Genomic DNA, 4,376 nt, shown 5'->3' on the forward strand with positions numbered 1-4,376 from the left:
ATCTGCGGGAGCGGGTCCGGTTCGATGAGGCGATCCGGGGCTGGCTGGGTCAGGGGGCCGGTGCGTTTGTGGAGGTGAGCGCGCATCCGGTGCTGACTGTGGGGGTTAGTGAGACGGCGGAGGCTGCCGGGGTGGTTGCGGTGGTGGTGGGTTCGTTGCGGCGTGGTGAGGGTGGCGCGCAGCGGTGGGTGACGGCGTTGGCGGAGGCGTGGGTGCGGGGCGTCGGCGTGGACTGGTCCCCGTTGCTGCCGGCGGCTGGCAGTCGGGCCGCCCGCGAGCTGGCCACCGAACTCCCCACCTACCCCTTCCAACACCGCCGCTACTGGCTGGAGTCGACCCCCGCCGAGTCCGGCGGCCGCCCCGCCGACGCCGACGAACTCCGCTTCTGGGAGGCCGTCGAGGCCGAGGACCTGCAGTCCCTCGGCTCCCTGCTGGAGGTCTCCGACGACCAGTCGCTCCAGGCCGTGCTCCCCGCCGTCTCCCAGTGGCGTCGCCGCACCCGCGAGCGTTCCACCGTCGGCTCCTGGCTCTACCGGGCGGCCTGGGAACGGTTGACCGGCGCCGTCGCCGCCCGCGAGGCCGGCAGCTGGCTGGTCGTGCTGCCGCCGAAGGCCAACGGTCCTTCCGGGCTCGCCGATGCCACCGCCGTGGCGGAAGCGCTCGCCAGGGCTGGCGCCGAGGTGCACCGTGTCACCGTCGACGCCGCCGCCCAGGACCGGGCCGCGATCGCCGCCACCCTCCAGGGCGCCTTCGCCGAACACCCCGACGCCGACGGCGTGTTGTCGCTGCTCGCACTCGACGAGCGCCCGCACCGGGACCACTTCGGGCTGACCGTCGGCGTGGCCGGCACCCTGCTGCTGACCCAGGCGCTGGTGGACATCGCCCCGGACGACGCCCGCCTGTGGGCCGCCACCAGCGGCGCCGTCGGAGTGTCCGAAACCGACCCGTCCGACCACCCGGCGCAGGCTCAGCTCTGGGGCATCGGACAGGTCGCCGCCGTCGAACACCCCCAGCTCTGGGGCGGGTTGCTCGACATCGGCATCCCGCCGGGCGAGCACGCGACCGACCTCGGCTGGCTCGACGAACCGCTGCTCGCCGCGCTCACCGGAGACGCCGACGAGGACCAGTTCGCGCTCCGCCCGGACGGCACCTTCGTCCGCCGGCTCACCCGCCTCCCCGCGCCGACCCGCGAACCCGCCGAGCCATGGACACCGCGCGACACCGTGCTGATCACCGGCGGCGCTGGCACCATGGCCGAGCACCTGGCCCGCTGGGCGGCCAGGGGCGGCGCCCGACGCGTGGTCCTGCTCGACCAGGACGCCACGGACGAGACCGCCGACACCCCGCTGGCCGCCGAGCTGGCCGAGCTCGACGTCACCGTCACCCTCGTCCCCTGCGACCCCACCGACCGCGCCCAACTCGCCGGACTGATCAAGCGGTTGACGGACGAAGGTGACACCATCCGCGCCGTGCTGCACACGGCGGCCACCGTCGAACTGGCCGCGCTGACCGAGACCACCCTGCCCGAGCTGACCAGGGCCCTCCTCGCCAAGGTGGGCGTGGCCCAGCACCTCGACGAACTGCTCGACCGGGACGCGCTCGACGCCGTCGTCCACTTCACCTCCGTCGCGGGCGTATGGGGCAGCGGCAACCACACCGGCTATGCCGCCGCCAACGCCCATCTGGACGCGCTGGCCCGACAGCGTCGTGCCAGCGGAGCCCCGGACATCTCCGTGGCCTGGGCGCTGTGGGAGATGTCCGAGAGCGAGATCAGCGCCACCCCCAACGCCACGGACGCCATCCGGCAGGCCCGTGCCGGCGGACTCCCGCCGCTCCCCCCCGAGTTGGCGCTGGCCGCACTGGGTCAGGTGCTCTCCCGCGGGCTGCCGTTCGCCGCTGTCGCCGCCGTCGACTGGGGACGGTTCGCGCCGACCTTCACCCTGGCCAGGCCGAGCCGGCTGATCGAGGGCGTGCTGGAGGCGCGCGCCGCGTTGACCGCAGCCCAGGAGGAGGAGTCGACCGACGGACGGGAGTCCGAGGAACTGCGCGCACGGCTGGCCGCGCTCCCCGTCGAGGAACAGCAGGCCGAACTGACCAGGCTCGTCTGCGGATACGCCGGTTCCGTCCTCGGCCACGCACCGGACGAGAACCTGGAGCCCCAGCGCGCCTTCAAGGACCTCGGCATCGAGTCCATGACCGCGATCGACCTCCGCAACCGGCTCAACCGCGCCACCGGCCTCAAACTGCCGGCCACCCTCGTCTTCGAGTACCCCACCCCCGCCGCGCTGGCCGAACACCTGCGCGCCGAGATCGTGCGGGACGGCACCATGAGCGTCGCCACCCTGCACGCCGAACTCGACCGGATGGACCGTGGCCTATCCCAGGCCACCGCCAGCGAGGCGGAACGCGCCCAGATCGCCCAGCGGTTGGAGCGGATGCTCGCCGCCTGGACCGGCGCCGAAGCAAAATCCGACACCGGCGAGGACTTCGCCGACAAGCTCGAATCGGCCTCTGACGACGAGGTATTCGAATTTCTGCACAGGGAGCTGGGAAAGCCGAGTTGATCAACTTTCTCGCGTAGGTAATTCAGTACCGGCGGCCTTGTATTTGCCTCGATTCATCTCCCAGGGAGCCTGTGATGGCGAACGAAGAAAAGCTCCGCGACTACCTCAAGTGGGCGACTGCCGAACTGCACCAGGCGCGCCGCCAGTTGGAGGAGGTCGAAGCGGCGGGGTCGGAGCCGATCGCGATCGTCGGCCTGGCCTGCCGCTACCCGGGCGGGATCAGCACGCCCGAGGACTTCTGGCGGCTGGTCAGCTCCGGCGGCGACGCCATCGGCGGGCTCCCCGAAGACCGGGGCTGGGATATCGAGCGCCTTTATGACCCCGAGTCCCATGGCGAGGGCACCACCTATGTCAGGGAGGGCGGCTTTCTGGAGAATGTCGCCGACTTCGACGCGGGCTTCTTCGGGATATCCCCGCGCGAGGCCACCGCGATGGACCCCCAGCAGCGGCTGCTTCTCGAAACCTCCTGGGAGGCGTTCGAACGCGCTGGCATCGACCCCGCCTCCCTGGCCGGCCGCCAGATCGGCTCCTTTGTCGGCACCAACGCCGTTGACTACGGCGCTGAACTGTCCCAGGTCCCCGAGGACTCCTTCGGCCATCTGATGACCGGCACCTCGGGCGCCGTGCTCTCCGGCCGGCTCTCCTACCACCTCGGCCTCCAAGGCCCGGCGGTCTCCGTCGACACCGCCTGCTCCTCCTCGCTGGTCGCCCTCCACCTCGCGGTGCAGGCGCTGCGGCAGGACGAGTGCTCGATGGCGCTGGTCGCCGGCGTCACCGTGCTCTCCTCCCCGCTGCAGCTGATCGGCTTCGCCGCCCAGCACGGCCTCGCTCGCGACGGCCGCTCCAAGGCGTTCTCCGCCGCCGCCGACGGCATGGCGCTGGCCGAGGGCGCCGGGGTGCTGCTCGTCGAACGGCTCTCCGAGGCCAGGAAGAACGGGCACCCGGTGCTGGCCGTGATCAGCGGCTCGGCGATCAACCAGGACGGCGCGTCCAACGGGCTCTCCGCGCCCAACGGTCAGTCCCAACAGCGCGTCATCCGGCAGGCGTTGGCCAACGCAGGGCTCTCCACCGCCGATGTGGACGCCGTCGAGGCCCATGGCACCGGCACCGCGCTGGGTGACCCGATCGAGGCCCATGCCCTGCTGGCCACCTATGGCCAGGGCCGCGAGGGTGCGCCACCGCTGCGCCTCGGCTCAGTGAAGACCAATATCGGCCACACCGGCGCCGCCGCCGGCGTCGCCGGAGTGATCAAGATGGTGCTGGCGCTGCGCCACTCCACCCTGCCCAAGTCCCTTTACGCCGAGGAGCCTTCGCCGCATATCGACTGGACCGCCGGCGCCGTCTCGCTGCTCGCCGACGAGACGGCCTGGCCGGAACGCGAGGGCTTTGTCCGCCGCGCCGGCATCTCCTCGTTCGGCATCAGCGGCACCAACGCCCATGTGATCATCGAGCAGGCCCCCCGGCCGGACGCCGAGACGGAGGCGTCGGCGGAGCCGGCCGCCGCGCCGACGGTGGAGGTCACCCCGTGGCCGCTCTCCGGCAAGCACCCGGACGCGGTGCGCGAACAGGTCGAGAGCCTGCGGGAGTTCTTGGCGGGGCGGCCTGGGGTGGGGGCTGGTGTGGTGGGTGGTGCGTTGTTGTCGGGGCGGGCGGCGTTGGAGCATCGGTCGGTGGTGTTGGCGGATGCGGGTTCGGGGGTTGGTTCGGGTGTGGTGAGTGGTGTGGTGGTGGAGGGTGTTCGGCGTCCGGTGTTTGTGTTCCCTGGTCAGGGTTCGCAGTGGGTGGGGATGGGTCTTGAGCTGGCCGGGGCGT

At 71.9% G+C, this 4,376-nt stretch carries 2 protein-coding genes; both read left to right on the forward strand.

The window, feature by feature from the left end:
* Positions 1 to 188 precede the first annotated feature (188 nt).
* Positions 189 to 2,564 (forward strand): SDR family oxidoreductase, encoded by a 2,376-nt coding sequence (locus tag DEH69_RS05445; protein ID WP_181727271.1) that lies wholly within the window; start codon positions 189 to 191, stop codon positions 2,562 to 2,564.
* A 74-nt stretch (positions 2,565 to 2,638) separates the two neighbouring features.
* A partial coding sequence (locus DEH69_RS05450; protein ID WP_181727272.1) for a type I polyketide synthase occupies positions 2,639 to 4,376 on the forward strand: 1,738 nt, incomplete at its 3' end.

It is taken from the genome of Streptomyces sp. PT12 (assembly GCF_003311645.1).
In the GTDB taxonomy this organism is placed as follows: Bacteria; Actinomycetota; Actinomycetes; order Streptomycetales; family Streptomycetaceae; genus Streptomyces.